This window comes from Rhizobium sp. P2_G2 (genome assembly GCF_056403555.1).
The window spans coordinates 1-13,823 of record NZ_JBFUFF010000138.1 but is presented as its reverse complement, the minus strand read 5'-3'; the positions used below and the strand labels follow the sequence as shown (position 1 = coordinate 13,823).

General features: G+C 54.7%; 15 protein-coding genes and 1 pseudogene. 9 read left to right on the top strand and 7 right to left on the bottom strand.

All coding sequences use genetic code 11. The features are described 5' to 3' along the window. Positions 1-84 precede the first annotated feature (84 nt). The 4 genes from AC1D06_RS38745 (at position 85) to tnpC (ending at position 3,225) form a co-directional block, all read left to right on the top strand. On the top strand, positions 85-474 hold the full coding sequence (locus AC1D06_RS38745) for a hypothetical protein (protein WP_477990884.1): 390 nt from the start codon (positions 85-87) through the stop codon (positions 472-474). A 277-nt stretch (positions 475-751) separates the two neighbouring features. Continuing rightward, positions 752-1,162, top strand: a complete 411-nt coding sequence (gene tnpA / locus AC1D06_RS38740; protein WP_477877310.1) for an IS66-like element accessory protein TnpA — start codon at positions 752-754, stop codon at positions 1,160-1,162. After that, complete coding sequence (gene tnpB, locus AC1D06_RS38735) at positions 1,159-1,512, top strand: IS66 family insertion sequence element accessory protein TnpB (protein ID WP_477877309.1); 354 nt, start codon at positions 1,159-1,161, stop codon at positions 1,510-1,512. Before tnpA ends, tnpB begins: the two co-directional genes overlap by 4 nt. Positions 1,513-1,557: 45 nt before the next feature. Next, positions 1,558-3,225, top strand: coding sequence for an IS66 family transposase (tnpC, locus tag AC1D06_RS38730; protein WP_477877308.1), 1,668 nt, complete (start codon positions 1,558-1,560; stop codon positions 3,223-3,225). 218 nt (positions 3,226-3,443) lie between these two features. Here tnpC and AC1D06_RS38725 read toward each other — a convergent pair whose 3' ends face one another. Further along, positions 3,444-4,724, bottom strand: a complete 1,281-nt coding sequence (locus tag AC1D06_RS38725; protein WP_477990883.1) for a hypothetical protein — start codon at positions 4,722-4,724, stop codon at positions 3,444-3,446. A 327-nt stretch (positions 4,725-5,051) separates the two neighbouring features. On the opposite strand from AC1D06_RS38725, the gene AC1D06_RS38720 reads away from it, so the two are divergent. Continuing rightward, positions 5,052-5,963 (top strand): hypothetical protein, encoded by a 912-nt coding sequence (locus tag AC1D06_RS38720; RefSeq protein ID WP_477990882.1) that lies wholly within the window; start codon positions 5,052-5,054, stop codon positions 5,961-5,963. Positions 5,964-5,999: 36 nt separating this feature from the next. Here AC1D06_RS38720 and AC1D06_RS38715 read toward each other — a convergent pair whose 3' ends face one another. Further along, entirely contained in the window at positions 6,000-6,815 is an 816-nt protein-coding gene (locus AC1D06_RS38715; RefSeq protein ID WP_477990881.1) for a calcium-binding protein, read from the bottom strand. Positions 6,816-7,008: 193 nt separating this feature from the next. After that, positions 7,009-7,248, bottom strand: a pseudogene (locus AC1D06_RS38710) (XRE family transcriptional regulator); the annotation flags it as partial. Positions 7,249-7,344: 96 nt separating this feature from the next. Between AC1D06_RS38710 and AC1D06_RS38705 the strand changes: the two are divergent. From AC1D06_RS38705 to AC1D06_RS38695, 3 genes are read left to right on the top strand one after another with little or no spacing between them, the layout of a single operon-like run. Further along, positions 7,345-7,683 (top strand): hypothetical protein, encoded by a 339-nt coding sequence (locus tag AC1D06_RS38705; protein ID WP_477990885.1) that lies wholly within the window; start codon positions 7,345-7,347, stop codon positions 7,681-7,683. Beyond that, entirely contained in the window at positions 7,680-8,114 is a 435-nt protein-coding gene (locus AC1D06_RS38700) for a hypothetical protein (protein WP_477990880.1), read from the top strand. The genes AC1D06_RS38705 and AC1D06_RS38700 overlap by 4 nt, the downstream gene beginning before the upstream one ends. Beyond that, complete coding sequence (locus AC1D06_RS38695) at positions 8,114-9,010, top strand: hypothetical protein (protein WP_477990879.1); 897 nt, start codon at positions 8,114-8,116, stop codon at positions 9,008-9,010. The genes AC1D06_RS38700 and AC1D06_RS38695 overlap by 1 nt, the downstream gene beginning before the upstream one ends. A gap of 404 nt (positions 9,011-9,414) precedes the next feature. On the opposite strand, the gene AC1D06_RS38690 is transcribed toward AC1D06_RS38695, so the two are convergent. The 3 genes from AC1D06_RS38690 to AC1D06_RS38680 form a co-directional block, all read right to left on the bottom strand. Beyond that, positions 9,415-9,558, bottom strand: a complete 144-nt coding sequence (locus AC1D06_RS38690; RefSeq protein WP_477883017.1) for a hypothetical protein — start codon at positions 9,556-9,558, stop codon at positions 9,415-9,417. Continuing rightward, positions 9,558-9,992: a hypothetical protein gene (locus AC1D06_RS38685; RefSeq protein ID WP_477883015.1), complete on the bottom strand. Its 435-nt coding sequence runs from the start codon at positions 9,990-9,992 to the stop codon at positions 9,558-9,560. Before AC1D06_RS38685 ends, AC1D06_RS38690 begins: the two co-directional genes overlap by 1 nt. 590 nt (positions 9,993-10,582) lie before the next feature. After that, positions 10,583-10,906: a hypothetical protein gene (locus AC1D06_RS38680; protein WP_477883014.1), complete on the bottom strand. Its 324-nt coding sequence runs from the start codon at positions 10,904-10,906 to the stop codon at positions 10,583-10,585. 788 nt (positions 10,907-11,694) lie between these two features. Between AC1D06_RS38680 and AC1D06_RS38675 the strand changes: the two genes are divergently transcribed. Then, positions 11,695-12,138, top strand: a complete 444-nt coding sequence (locus tag AC1D06_RS38675) for an Imm26 family immunity protein (RefSeq protein WP_477884121.1) — start codon at positions 11,695-11,697, stop codon at positions 12,136-12,138. Positions 12,139-12,896: 758 nt separating this feature from the next. On the opposite strand, the gene AC1D06_RS38670 is transcribed toward AC1D06_RS38675, so the two are convergent. Next, positions 12,897-13,226 (bottom strand): hypothetical protein, encoded by a 330-nt coding sequence (locus AC1D06_RS38670; protein ID WP_477884119.1) that lies wholly within the window; start codon positions 13,224-13,226, stop codon positions 12,897-12,899. Positions 13,227-13,823: the final 597 nt, after the last annotated feature.

Here is a 13,823-nt window from a genome sequence, read left to right as displayed (position 1 = left end):
GTCCATGAACCCGCCAAGACGCTTGATGCCTTACGAAGACCGCTTGCTTGATTGCGAGGAGGCGCTCGAAGATGACTTCTTGTCTTGGTGGACAAGGCCTGCGACCACGGCTGGAACGCGGCTGAAATCGCAGTCGCCATTACCAGTCTGGCCGACAACCTCATCCTGAAGCTGGCCGCCGAAGATGAAACGTCGATGCAGATCCTTGCTGCGAAACTCAAGCGGCCTTACGGACGCTCTCCAGCCGGACAAGCTCGTCGTCTGGCAATGGTCTCTGAAGGTGCTTCACGTCACTCCAGGGTTTCGTCAGCCAGAGGTCAATCTCAAGGTCGTTCCGTAGGATATGCGTCCAGCACGATTACCGGACAAGATCGCCCCGGAAATACCTTGGATCCGAGAACGCGGATTATCCGAGAAAGAACTGGTCAAGTGTGGTCTTATGGAATTGTGGGCATCCGGCAAATGCCGCCGTGACCCCGGACTTCGTCATGAGCGGTACAGGGGCCTCACTTCACCGCTTTACCTGGCTTGACGACAGCCTGATCGGATCGCTGCCAAAAGAATGGAATTGGCTCCCGGACGAGTTCGGGGAAAATCCGGACGCGAGCCTGCTTCATTGGACCCTGGGCACTCCATGTTTTCACGAATATGCAAATGCAAACATGGCTGCCGAGTGGCATCGAGAGAAATTGCGTACCCCTACGGGCAAGGCCGCCTTGAGAAGTGTGCGGAAACGTAGCTGACTGTGGGTATGGACATCATTACGCACCGTCATCACGAAAACCGGCTTGAGATTGTCGACACTGGTCGGCGTCGCCGTTTCAGCAAAGAGGCAAAGCTGCGGATTGTCGCGGAGAGCCTTTTGGAGCCGGGATTGTGTACGTCGACGGCGCGGCGGCATGGGATTTCCCGTTCGCAGCTCTATGAATGGCGCAGGCTCGCCCGTGCGGGCGAGTTGGGTGACATGGAAACGATCGACGCAGTTGAGGGATTTATCCCGGCGGTTATCACGACGGAGCCGTTGGCGGGCAAGGCAAGCTCATCATCAAACGAAGGTCGCATCGAGGTTGTTGCGTCGAATGGCAGGCGGGTGATTGTGGATCGCGACGTTGATGTCGATGCGCTGCTTCGGATCATGCGCGGGGTGGAAACGCTGCGATGATCTCGCTTCCATCCGGTCAAAATGTGCGGGTGTGGATTGCGACGGGTCATACCGACATGCGATGTGGGTTTCCATCGCTTGCGCTGCGGGTGCAGGAGATATTGAAACTGAACCCGCTGGATGGAAACCTTTTCGTTTTTCGAGGGCGCAGCGGATCGCTTATAAAAGTGATTTGGAGTGACGGCCAGGGCAGTTGCCTGTTCACGAAAAAATTGGACCGCGGCCGGTTCGTCTGGCCTTCCGCCGAAGGTGGCGCGGTGGCGATATCGCCTGCACAGCTATCTTATTTGCTGTCTGGGATCGACTGGCGAAACCCGCAGGAAACCTGGCGTCCGACGAAGGTCGGATAGTATTATTGCATTGAAAATATTGAGTGAATCTGATCGAATGGCTTGATGACTACAAAGCCTGCCGAACTTCCCGAAGACCTTGCGAACGCCTATCTGGCGCTGCTTTCGGAGCGCGATAGCGTCGTCGCCGAGCGCGACATTGCGGTGGCGCAAGCCGCCAATGCACAGGCCATGCTGTCGGACAGCGAGGCCCTGATCGCCAGTCTGGAACTGGCGATCGAAAAGCTCAAGCGCGAACTGCGCGGCCAACGTTCCGAGCGCACGGCGCGCCTGATCGACCAGATGGAATTGCAGTTCGAAGAGCTGGTAATGGCGGCGACGGAGGATGAGGTTGCTGCTCAGGCGGCGGCCGCCAGGGCATCGAGCGTGCGCTTGTTTGCGCGCAAACGGCCGGTGCGAAAGCCCTGGCCGGAGGATATCGAGCGCGAGCGCGTGATCATCGATCCCCCGGCTACCTGTGCATGCTGCGGTGGATCGCGCCTGTCGAAACTGGGCGAGGACGTCACCGAGACGCTGGAGGAAATTCCGCGCCGGTTCAAAGTGATCGAGACGGTGCGGGAAAAGTTCACCTGCCGTGACTGCGAGGCGATCAGCCAGCCGCCTGCACCCTACTATGCCACGCCGCGCGGCTTCATCGGCCCTCATCTTTTGGCGACGATCCTGTTCGACAAGTTCGGCATGCACAGTCCGCTCAACCGCCAAAGCACAAGGTTCAAATGCGAGGGCATCGAGCTTTCGACCTCGACGCTGGCCGACCAGGTCGGGTTTGGGACTGCCGCCCTCATGCCAGTCTTTCATCTGATCGAGGCGCATGTCTTTGCGGCCGAGCGGCTTTTTGGCGACGACACCACCATTCCCATCCAGGCCAAAGACAAATGCACCACCGGGCGAATATGGACCTACGTGCGCGATGACCGGCCCTTTGGGGGAGCGCCGCCGCCGGCAGCAATATATTATGCGTCGAGCAACCGGCGCGGCGAGCATCCGCAGCAGCACCTGGCCGGGTATGGCGGCATTCTGCAGAGCGATTGCTACAATGGTTTCGAGCCGCTCAGTGTTGCTGAGAAGAAAGCGGTGCCGATCACCTTTGCCTTTTGCCATGCGCATGCACGGCGCAAATTCTTTGAACTGGCCGATATCCAGAAAAATGCCCGCGATCACAAACGCAAAGGCAAGCCGATCTCACCGATCGCCCTGGAGGCTGTCCAACGCTACGACGCGCTGTTTGAGATCGAGAGGCAGATCAATGGATTGAGCGCCGAAGAACGCCGGGCCGCGCGGCAGGAAAACAGCAAGCCGTTGTTCGACGACATGCACGAATGGCTCAAACGCGAACGCGCCACGCTCAGCAGAGCCTCCGAGGTGGTCGAGCCGATCGATTACATGCTCAAACGCTGGGATGGCTTTGCCGGCTTTCTGGACGATGGCCGGATTTGTCTCACCAACAATGCCGCCGAGCGAGCGCTCAGAGGTATCGCATTGGGAAGGCGAAATTGGACCTTCGCCGGTTCCCAGCGCGGGGCCGATCGTGCCGCCGTTATGCTCACCGTCATCACGACCTGCCGCCTCAACGACATCGACCCGAAAGCCTGGCTCGCCGACGTGCTGGCCCGCATCGCCGATCTCCCCGTCTCCCGCCTGCACGAATTGCTGCCTTGGCAATGGAAAAGCCTACGACAGGCCGAGAACCCGGCTTCTCGGTTCGCCGCCTGAGCGACAGCCTCACCATACATCAGCCCGAGCACCTGCGCGCGATCCAATTCCGCGGCCTTGCCCGTATGGATACCATCATCCCAGCGACGACGCCGTTCCTGACCAAGAATTTCCACCCGCACCGCATAACCTCGCATAAGACACGTCGCTAACGACGTCGTTAAACACGTGTCTTACCCCAGCGCGGCGAACTCGGGCAGGCGGCATCAATCGGACGGTTACTGTGGCTCAGCATGATCCACGCCCCCGTCATTGCCATTGCTAAGGGACGGATATGCAAAAGTTCTCGTACAGTTGAGCCCCCAATCAAATGGATCACTGTTAGGTGGGCGGCCATCAGTTACTTCGATGTGAATCACATGGTCTGACTGTGAACTGATGGTAAAATCACCTACTGCCTGATAGCCTCTGACAGACGGCAAAACGGCATAAACACCAGTATTATCATATATCTTGAGATCACATTGAAAGTTGAAATCGGTAAAAATCCAATGGTAGCGGTCCCCTCTGTTGCCGTAATACGCGTTGGATAAATCGTCTTTTCCGGTAATAGTGAATGCCAGGTCCGTTAAATTGGGGAGAGGCTGTCCATTAATCTGGACGGTCGTGTAAGGATTTCCTCCTTGGAGCAAAATCTTTCCAGGTCCATTGTTATAGGTGCCTAAATAATCAGAGTAAAAACGATTCGGTTGTTTAGAATTCGGGCTATAAAAAAGATAATCCGAGATTTGAAATCTTGCGTACTCTATTTGCGCAGAATCGCCTGCATCAACGTTTGTATGCACAGTAATGGTTGCAGAAGTTTGACCAGCGGGTATTTTCACCCACAAACGGTCGTCCGTAATTGTGGTGACATGCTTTCTGTCTGCGTCATTGTGCATACCCTTAAGGCTTCTGATGCTACTGGCATCTGAGTAATCAAACCAGAAGTCATCTGTCTCCCCATAAGTGGCATTCGCCTGATTATCGATGTTGACTTGCTTGACCAAGACCCAGCAGTCTTTCGAGACGCCCGTGTCATCCCCATTCAAATGAACAGTTAGTTTAAAATCATCTCCCTCTTTCACGGAGATTGGCGAAGCATCCAGCGCTAAATGTAGGTTCGCGTCAAATCCTTCGACCTTTATTGCAAGATTGGCATCACCTATTTCCTTGTGAACGCTCTTTAGGAACTTAGACGTTGTTACCAGGCAGCCGAACGAACTCCAGCTGGGATGTGTGGAATTCCAAATATGCATTTCAATATTCTCACGGTATGGAAAGCTTCCATGCAACTCCCAAACCGGCGTCTTGTCTTTATCATATTTCCAATGATTTTTTGTCATTAACGACGATGTATAATTACCCGCGCTCCAAGGTATGGCGTCATCCCAGCCGCCCTTAGAAGTCACTACCGCCTCATATTTCTTTTGCTTATTGTCCCATTTTTGCAACTGAAATATTGCGAGCCCATCGTCAAGTCTATACACGTCTAATAAATAAGAATCGTTCTTAGACATCTTTTAACCCGCCCCTCCGGCCCCCGGAATTTATTCTGTCAGCTAGAATTATTTCGATTCACGCAGTTCTTGTTCCCGCTCGTAAGTATCACTCATTTCCCGACCCTACGCCTGAGCCGCCGCGGCACACTCGCATATGGTGCGAAGGAGTCAAGACGCAAGCATTCGCCGCCTTTTGCGACCGACCGGACAATCGTTCGGGATTTCGCTTGACGGATTCCGCGCGTTCAAAGATGATTCGATCATGGCGAGGAAATTAGTGCGTGAAGCTTGGAGATCATCCATCTCCCGGCAACATATTCGCACGCCTATTCGATGGAGGAATTTATGGGAGTAGGATTTCGCCACTATTTGTTCGTCGATGACGCTGAGCCAGTGCGCCTCTCGGAGAGAGTTGTTGTGGGCCTGGTCCACGGAAGGGACGCGTTGCCTCAATTTGCAGGAACCAGCCAGAAAATCTTGATGGTGGTACTTGATGTTGATGGGCAAAAGGTCAACGAGCTTGTGCGCGCCGAAGGCTCTGTCTGGCTATTCGACGAGGGGGGTGACATCACCAAGGGCAGCCGGGAGTCGTTCAGTCTTGTTCTCGATCAGATGACGATAGGCAGCCAGAAGACCGATAACGTCATTTCAATTCAACCGGAGATCAGCAAGAAAAAGCTTCAGGAAAAATTCCGATGGGAGCCGAGCAATGCCGAGATTGACCGCATCACACGAGATTTATGGCCGACAACGCGCGCCGATAGCATCAAGTTCGTGCAGGGCGTTTCCAAGCGCCAGAAGACTCTGACATGGGACGCGCGACAGTTTATCGAGGAATTCGACAAATCGATTTCAATGGTGAATTACAAGCTTTCCAACCTCAAAATTCCGGCCCTCAAAAGCCTTGTCGACGAGACAGGCCGGCGCGCAAAAGAAGACCCCGATTACAAGCAGCTCTATCGCGCGGTTCGCGAGATGGCGGAGAATCGGTTGACGATCGAACAACAGCGCCAGCGCAACAAAGGCACATGGTATGCGGCTGTCGACGTGATGCGGTTCAAGGAAAACATTTACGAGACGATCCTGCGATTTCACGAGCGCTGTAAAAGCCGAGATGCCGCTGAGAAGGCTGCTCAGCGCTTACTTGCCGAGCACGCAAATCAATTTCGTGCCGACGTAACCATTGAAGCTCATCTGTACACGGAACGCGAATGGGAATGGGAAGACCAATTCGGCCCGGCGTCGCAGTCTGCCTGAGGGATCGGCGGGCGGGGGGTAGCGATGGTGATGGGATCAGAGAATGAAGTCGTGAGAAGTTAGATCAATGTGATGATCAAGCCGTATCACGAAGTCGTTGCCTTTGAAGCCGTTGGTATCGCCGAATACGTACGTTTTATCTCCGCGCCATTCAAAGCGCAGTTCCCCGCCGCCAGTGCTCTGGTTTGAGAATTGGTCCTGTCCGATCCATTTGAATGCTTCATTTTTCAGCGTGAAGCTGTTGGCGTCAATAGCCCGCAAATCTATCTTGTCGCCCCTGGAAAAGTCGACAATCGTATCCATGCCGAAGTTTGGCTCGGACTCATTCGCGCTCTTGAATACGAATGTATCGTTGCCATGCCCACCCGTAAGATGATCGCCGCCGAAGCCACCGTATAATCGGTCTTTGCCGTCGCCGCCATCCAGGGTGTCGTTACCATCTCCGCCGGACAAGATGTCGGCGCCGCCGTATGTGCTCCAACGGTCATTGGACATGCCTCCAGAGAAAGTGTCGTGGCCGGACAGATGCTTTTCGATGAGCTTGAAATCGTCATGGGTGTTGACCGTCATCACGACGCTTTTGAGGGCCTGAGCCGAAAGGGAAAATCCATCGACCGAAAAGTAACGGAAATTTCCATCATAGTCCGCCCAGCCGGTAATCGTTCCGCTCACGAGCTTGCCGTTCGAATCGAACCTGAAGTCATGTCCCCGAAAATCAGTCGTCTGTCCATGCCCATAATCGAGTATTATCCGGCTGGAATCTTCCGCGGTGATTGTTCCACGAGCGAAGCCACCGAAGTCCGAATTCTGGATATCAATGGGGTAGCGGCCCCTAACTTCAATGTTGACCATGTCGCCCTCCCAGCCACATGGGAGTTATCGAAGCACAGTTGCAATCGGAAATCGAGTCTCGTAGGAACTCGCGAATAGAAATCGACCATCCACCCCGGTCAACCGCACGGAGATCAAAGCTCCAATTCTAGCCGCCGGTAACCCCGGGACCGGCTGTACTCTTCCCGGTTTCAATCTGTTCACCATGGGGCGACCGTAACCGGACCCCCGGGCCGCCGGGTGTAATGTCTCCATCGGCTTGGAAGATGACGCCATTTTCCTCGAGCACCCTGATTAGTGATGAGATGCTCTGATAGTTGCCTGTCAGCGGTCCAGAACCGCCCTCGTAGCGCTTCAGAGTTTGCACAGGAACCTCAGCCGCGTCGGCTAAAGCCCGCTGTTCCATCTTCACCAGTGCTCGCGCGGCTCTCAATTGTTCGGCTGTAACGGCCATTAATGGTACCTGCGTATCTTTTTCAATCCGTGCGTATTGAACTTGCGTTCTAGACGTGCTACCTAAGTATCATCCTTGGTACGATGGAGCAAGAAAATGTTCAACAAATCCGAAATCATGAACCAGGCATGGGCGATCTATCGGCGCATTCATGCCACCTATGCGGACTGGCAATTCGAACGCGGCATCCATGACGGCTCGTTCTCCGGCGCCCTCAAGCAGGCCTGGCGCTCGGTTAAGCGTGCGGCAGCCGAAGCCGCTCTCAAGGTGCTGGAAGCCTTGATCCCGGAAGCCCGGGCCATCCGCGCTGAGATCGATGCTCTGAAATACAAGGGCTTCGCTCACAACATCCACCGCGAGTTGGTCGCATTGGAAGAAGAGCTTGCGGCGATTCTCTTCAAGGCTGCGCCGGCCCTCTTCGCGGGGAGGGCATGACGATGGGAAGGATGCAGGAGCAAAATACAGCTGCGAACATCATCCGATTTCCCGCTTCTGCCATCGTGCGAAGCGCAAACAAAGCGAAGTCCCCCCGCGGAAAGGAGTTGAGCGCCGACCACCCGTTGAATGCCCTGCCATTCTTGCGTCTCAGATCGAGCAAAGAGGGTGGCGGCATCCACTATTGGGATGTCCAGTCATCCGGCTCTTACGGCGCCGATTGCGAACTAGGGCGGCAGCTTGGCAAACTATATCTCCAGCATGTCGGCGAATTTCCTACCAATGGCAATCAATGCCTTTTGGGTTGGATTGTCGCCGACATGGTCGCCAGCGGGGACAAAGCGCGCGGGATCATTATCGGCTTCATGGGCGAGATCAATAATTACGCCATGTGTGCCGCCCATGCTTTCTCCAAAAAGGGGGTGCTGTGATGGAAACGACTCGTCGTTCATTTCTTGGCGCTCTTGCCGTCGCATCTGCTCTCAGCGGCGCCACTGCCGCCCAAGCCGTCGTCCGCGGCCCGGTAGACGCCGACCTGATTGCGCTGGGCAAGGTCTTCGATGAAGCCCACGCCCACTTCCTCGCCGTATCGGATCGGCTGACTGGCTTCCAGGAAGCATACCGGGCAATAGCGCCACGCGGCGACGGATTGGTTGCGCAGGAGCATAGACGAGACGCCAACCGGCCCGTGATGGAAGTTTTCAAAGACCCAACCAGTCCCAAGGGCGCGGATATGCGGGCAAACAACGGCTTCCGCCTCATGAGAGTCTACTCCTACATGATCGACCAGTGCATTGAGTCCGGAGCGTTGATCAATTCACCTCGGGTTAGGAGCCTCCGGAAGGCCGCGGTCCAGTTCGAAACTGACATTGACGCAGCCGTCAAGACGTCCGGTCTCGAAGCCGCGCTCAACGATTACTGGTCTGCGGAAAGCGAATTGCGGAAAGTCATCCTCCGCCTCGTCGAGCATCGCGCCGCCACGATGGACGGGATCGCGGTCAAGATACGCGCGACCGCGGCCTATGCGGCGCTTGGTCATCAGGAGCGCGTTTCGGCAAGCATGTGGCTCTCAAACGCTATCTGGACCGACCTTGAGGGCGAAATATCGGCCCGGATAGTCGAGTTTGCCGGCGATGGCAGATACGAAGTCGAAGGTCCCCAACAGAGCCGGCTGATCTGGGATATCGTCTACGATCCCGAAAGGAATTCGAAGAGGGAAGGGCGCTGCTTCCGTTGCGTCCCAGTCGGCGACACGAAGCCCGTCTTTGTTTTCGAGGGGCATCTAAGGACCATTCTGCTCCGCAAGCTCTCAGGCGTGGCTGCATGAGAGACGCTGTCGCAGCAGCTGTAATCGTATTCATCCTGGCTTTCGTGGTCCTGCCGGTGCTGGTGATAAATCGGCATCGGCTGCGCGAGCCACTCGCGGATCGGCCCGGTGCCTGGGAATGCCGGCTGATCAAGCGCGCTGCAATTGTCGTATATAGGTTTATTCGATCGATAGCCGCCCGAATATCCAAAGGCTCAAAGAAAGAGAAGTGAGCGGCGACGGAAGTTCCCTATGGGACGATGGCCATTCTTTCGATTGCAGCGTCTGTCTATCTAATGCTGGCTGTTTTGCATTTCGCAAAGATGATCCAGAAAATCCGCAAAAACCGCCTGAACCGCAAATGACCAATTATCTCGGTAACTACGCCGATGCGTCGGCCCTTCGCCGATCAGGCGTCAGTTTTGTCAGTTTTTCTTTATCGAGAGGCCGTCTTGATTTGCCTTGATCTCTATCCCCGGCTTGCTCTGTTCGCGGTAAATGTAGGCCCCCAACAGAATTAAGACCACCACCAGTGCGCCAATGATGAGTTGGAATCCCGTTCTACCCATCAGGAACGCCAACGCGAAGAAGTTGAGCCGCTGGACGTGGCGTCGACAAGCCACCAAAGGCCAAGCCCGACAAGGGCTGCGCTCAACACGATCGATGTCGTCTTACCGGGGTTATCCCAGGCAGCCCCAGCCAAGGCCTGGCCTTGACCTCGAACAGTGTCCGCAAAATCATGAAGTATGTCGCCGGCTTGATTGATCGTCGGCTTGGAGCGATCAGCCGCATCACCTGCCGTGGCAGATAGCGCCCGGGACAATTCCAGGATTTCACCCTTGAGGTCGGTGAGTTGATCTTGGAGGTCGCTTGCAGTCGGTATCGGCCGTGTGAACATAATTGGATCCTCGTTGATGGCATGGCCGCAACGAGTCCCGTTCGCATCCGGTTCCAACAAAAGCGGGCGGAGCGGGCGTTTGTTGCCGCGGAATTGAATATTCATGTGCGATAGTGTAGCGCGCCTGCATCGCGCACAGGAACTTCCGCCTGGCCAGTGAAGGTAGCAGTTCGGCAGATCCGTGGGGATCGTACAAACATGGAGAATAACGGAGGTCAGTGTAGGACTACGGCCCCACTGGCTCGGTAGCGGGAGGCTATCCGGGCACCATGAAGAATGGCTTCCCTTGAGTATGAACGACTACAGCCCCTACCAGGAGCACTGCAAACGCGATTGCGGCAACTGCGGCAAACATCGCCACAACGTAGTGAGTATCATTCTTCTCGGTGCCCATGAACTGCAAACGCAAGCTGAAGGAGCATGTTCCGAAAGCTAAGACTCGCGGCGCAGTCTGGCGATGTTCTCGCTGTATTGCGGGCGGCGTTTCAATATCCGTGTGCGCCTTGAAAAAAGATGAGGTACAAGGCGGCAAAACAACAGGAGGCAACCACAAGTGCCAAACATATGAAAACGATGAAAGGCTGACCAGGTCCTTGATTATCTCTCATGTGCGGCAACGCCGACAGAAACTCAATGTTCCTATCGGCGATTCCTCTGCGAGCGCCCGACTTGATGTAGGCCGGGCTGAGCCAGATTTAGCGGCAGACGCGAACGCGACTTACCCACACATGCCCGTGGTCGAGGTGGCGAACTTTCTTGACGTAGCACGCGCCGGGACCGACGCCGATAACCAGGCGCGGACCGCCCCAGTAACCGCCACGCCAGCCCCAACGTCCGCGATGCCAACCACCATGGCGCCAACCGTGATGCCAGCCGCCGCGCCATCCACTATGGTTCCAGCCGTGGTGCATGCCGCTATGATTCCAGCCATGACGCCAATTCGGACGTGCGTCGGCGACCGTGGACAGCGATAGGGTAGCAAATACGGCAGCAATCGCGCCGATTGCGAGTTTCTTCATCGAATTTTCTCCTGAGATTGGCGGGATTGTTCGACCGCTCTTATCCGGTTCTACTCTTGTGCACTGAACCGCAAATGAACGCGGCATTCATGTTCGAGGAGGTCGAAAGTGCCTGGATCGTTAGGAAGAGCAGCTAGAGGTCTGACTAGCTGCTGTTTTGCTACCGAACTCGAAGGTAGGGTATGCTGGAAAGGGTGCCGACCGGGAGTAGGGCAGTGCTGCTCGACATGACATCGAAAACGTAGGAAGTGGGAAATAAAGTGGGAAAGACTTCCAGATATTCAAAAACATATGTGTTATTTCAATTGGTTATCAGAGGTTTGTGGCGGAGAGGGTGCCGGACATGCTTGCGACTGCCGAAAACAAGCACGTGATGACGATGCGCGATATGACCATTGGTATGGATTGCCTTTTCGCCAAAGTCGGCGCGATTACTATTATCATATGCCCTTGCGCCTATTCCGTCGGATATAGCTATTTGCAAATATCCGATTGAGGCGCGCCAGTGTGTCAAGCCGAAGGCTTAACCCGAAACTGAAAAATCTCGAATAGCCAAATGCACATGTACAGCAAGTACAAGAAGGCAGCCCTTTATCGTATTTACCATATCTAAAAAAGCAGTCATTTTATTACATAGCCATGAGATAAACTAATTGCGCCCGGAATGTGAGGCAAGCGAATGTCTCCATTCGAAGGCTTGAGGCCTTTGCAAACAAGAAAAAGAATTTTTTTGCGGCGCGAACTTTGTTTCTTGGCAGATGTTTGTAGTGCGAAGGAGACTCCTGCTGATGCGTAAGCTGCCATACAAGTTGGGTGATGTTTTTGCTATTCCGCTCAATGATGGAAAGGGCTTTTGCCTTGGCGTGGTCGCGGGAGTGGCAAAAGGCGGAAAAGTATTGATCGGATATTTTTATAACAAAATACACCCAACTATGCCTGATGGCGATACGTACCTTGCGCCCGAACCTCGCGATGCGGTTGGGATTTGGATATTCAGAGATTTGTTCTTATCCGAACAAAGGTGGCAAATCGTCGGGCAGGTCTACGATTTTCATCCAAACAATTGGCCTTCTCCAAAATTCCTGCGGGAAATCATTCGGCAATTTGATTTCACCCGGGATGCAAGTGATGCGGGCGATGGCAAACAGCCAAACGATGCCGGTATGCCGGCCGGCGCCATCGAGGATATTTTAACGCAAATCGCGGCAACAGAGTCGCGGACTTTTTCTTAGGCGCACGAAGTATCGGAAAGTTCGACATTTTGGGCATCGGCTCTCAGTCGCGCGGCATTCGCCCGACGATCCATTTGTTGTCGCCCTTGTTTTGGCACTTCGTGCATCGAAGTAGCGGTTGGAGTGTGATTAGATAATGGTCATCCCAACGCTTCATTAAGTCGTATTTGTTCACCCGTCCCTGATGGTTGCATCGAACACATTTGCCTCCAAGGATATGCCATTGTTGGAATGTGTCGAAAGTCAGCCCTTCAAACTCCTTCAATTCGGTTTGCGTGGCGTCATCCGGCTTAAGTTGGACTCAGTCAGCGCGGAAAGACTGCGGCGGGTCGCTGTCTATCTGCTCATCGGCATTTTCTGACAGAAGGATCGGATTCGTCCATCGTGCAGCCCTTGCCAAGCTCAGGCGTGACGGTAGATCAGGCATCAGAACCGTCTTCCACCGTTCGGTGGAGATCGCGACCTATCGACACATTTTGTTCTGTGCGGCTTTTGACGTTTTGGCGAATTGTAATTTTGTGACATAGTCTTGAAGTGACTTTTTGAACGCGGCCTCGCATAAAGCGATGCGGCCGAAGACGACAACTGATCGGGTGGCGGGTACCCTGCCCCTTGGGGCGGGGATGGTTTATTGGACGCTGTAGTGAACGTTGGCGGTTCTCAAATGCGGACCCAGGTTCAGAAAATAAAATCGGCGGCGGCTAATTCCCTTAGTTTCAGGCCGTCCAGCGCGATGGAATCGTGAGCGGTAAAGTCGATCACCACCGATGAACCGGACTGCTCCATATGATGGGCTTTGAGATCGGCGAAATTCGTGAGCCCCGAACGTCGCTGAGATCGATGACATCGTGGTCCGAACCCTTGCCATCAAAATCCTTGATCGTGTCGGCGCCGTCGCCCGCCTTGAAGACGAAACGGTCTGCATCCGCCCCGCCATAAAGCGTGTCACTGCCCTTACCGCCCGCCAGGGTATCAGCACCGGCAAGACCACTGAGCTTGTTGGCGCCCACATTGCCGGTGATGTGATTGGCAAGCGCATTGCCGGTGCCGCTGAATGCCGCCTTGCCTGATAGCGTGACTTGCACCACTCATGTAGACCACCGGGAGGACGGGGCTCAGCTGGCGCGCTCGCCGCGCGATTTCCCAGCCAGAAGGGCCATTGCCGAGGTCTCTATCGGTCATCAAGCCGCTTCCGGTCACACGTGGACAATTCAAATGCCGCCCCGTTACTCGGCGAGGACAGCGGTACAGGCATCGGGTTGCTTCCCATTTCCAAACGCAGCAATCGTGGCGGTAGCAACAGCGGGCCAACGCCGTGATCATGAGATTAGATCGTTAGACACTTAGTGAATTACTGTAAGTCAAATTTACTTTTCTGTGCTATAAATATACCTAAAGCTCAATATCGTTGAGCTGGTTAGCCTCTGATATCAACGGAATACATCGATGGCTATCAATTCCGATCGTGAAGCTGCTTCAGTCGGCCGTTGGGAATATACTCTCGTCCTTTGGCCTCGCAGAGACATAGCCGGCGTCTGGCTGATTTTCACCCAGGCTTTACGGCGCCGGCGCCCAAACGGAAGCTACGAATATAAGGTCACGTCGGCAGCCCATATTCCAGCCCAGCCTTAAGTGTGTGGTGACGCCGCACCAGATCATGAAGCGTTAGTTCGCTCAAGCTGATC

What these genes read in the sequence shown, in the direction of transcription:
- tnpA (WP_477877310.1), top strand. Translation starts at nt 752, where the DNA reads ATGGACATCATTACGCACCGTCATCACGAAAACCGGCTTGAGATTGTC.
- tnpB (WP_477877309.1), top strand. Translation starts at nt 1,159, where the DNA reads ATGATCTCGCTTCCATCCGGTCAAAATGTGCGGGTGTGGATTGCGACG.
- tnpC (WP_477877308.1), top strand. Translation starts at nt 1,558, where the DNA reads ATGACTACAAAGCCTGCCGAACTTCCCGAAGACCTTGCGAACGCCTAT.
- AC1D06_RS38725 (WP_477990883.1), bottom strand. Translation starts at nt 4,724, where the DNA reads ATGTCTAAGAACGATTCTTATTTATTAGACGTGTATAGACTTGACGAT.
- AC1D06_RS38720 (WP_477990882.1), top strand. Translation starts at nt 5,052, where the DNA reads ATGGGAGTAGGATTTCGCCACTATTTGTTCGTCGATGACGCTGAGCCA.
- AC1D06_RS38715 (WP_477990881.1), bottom strand. Translation starts at nt 6,815, where the DNA reads ATGGTCAACATTGAAGTTAGGGGCCGCTACCCCATTGATATCCAGAAT.
- AC1D06_RS38705 (WP_477990885.1), top strand. Translation starts at nt 7,345, where the DNA reads ATGTTCAACAAATCCGAAATCATGAACCAGGCATGGGCGATCTATCGG.
- AC1D06_RS38700 (WP_477990880.1), top strand. Translation starts at nt 7,680, where the DNA reads ATGACGATGGGAAGGATGCAGGAGCAAAATACAGCTGCGAACATCATC.
- AC1D06_RS38695 (WP_477990879.1), top strand. Translation starts at nt 8,114, where the DNA reads ATGGAAACGACTCGTCGTTCATTTCTTGGCGCTCTTGCCGTCGCATCT.
- AC1D06_RS38690 (WP_477883017.1), bottom strand. Translation starts at nt 9,558, where the DNA reads ATGGGTAGAACGGGATTCCAACTCATCATTGGCGCACTGGTGGTGGTC.
- AC1D06_RS38685 (WP_477883015.1), bottom strand. Translation starts at nt 9,992, where the DNA reads ATGAATATTCAATTCCGCGGCAACAAACGCCCGCTCCGCCCGCTTTTG.
- AC1D06_RS38680 (WP_477883014.1), bottom strand. Translation starts at nt 10,906, where the DNA reads ATGAAGAAACTCGCAATCGGCGCGATTGCTGCCGTATTTGCTACCCTA.
- AC1D06_RS38675 (WP_477884121.1), top strand. Translation starts at nt 11,695, where the DNA reads ATGCGTAAGCTGCCATACAAGTTGGGTGATGTTTTTGCTATTCCGCTC.